The sequence below is a fragment of the Vibrio sp. 10N.222.55.C6 genome, assembly GCF_041473395.1.
GTDB classification, from domain to species: Bacteria; Pseudomonadota; Gammaproteobacteria; order Enterobacterales; family Vibrionaceae; genus Vibrio; species Vibrio crassostreae_C.
In genome coordinates this window covers 1-338 of the sequence record NZ_JBFRSD010000644.1, presented here as the reverse complement: position 1 = coordinate 338, position 338 = coordinate 1, and the positions used below count along the sequence as shown (strand labels likewise).

At 47.3% G+C, this 338-nt stretch carries 1 protein-coding gene; it reads right to left on the bottom strand.

The annotated features are described in order from the left end of the window. Nucleotides 1–338, bottom strand: a 338-nt coding sequence (locus AB4486_RS25450; protein ID WP_372119502.1) for a hypothetical protein, incomplete at both ends; no start/stop codon positions are given.

Sequence of the window (338 nt, the reverse complement as noted above, 5' to 3'; positions counted from 1 at the left end):
TGTCCACATCACTATTACCTATGATCCGTGGAACACGTGTGGTGTGGTAGTCACTCAGCACCATCTCATTCTCAACGTCGAACAGGTAGAACCCTCCATCGTATAATGTAGGGATCACATCTTCGTCAAGACACTCGTGCATGGTGCGGAGCTTATCTTCATCAATGTACCGTTCCACATTTCCAATACTCAGTGTGCTGTCTTGGATTTTGACAGACACGACGAAAGCCATGAATCCATTACCCTTAGTCTTGCGGATCTTGTAAAGAAGAAAATCACCGTCTGGCAGGTCGATGTCCAGCAAGTTCTTATGGATACGGACGCGCTCCTTCAGCCAC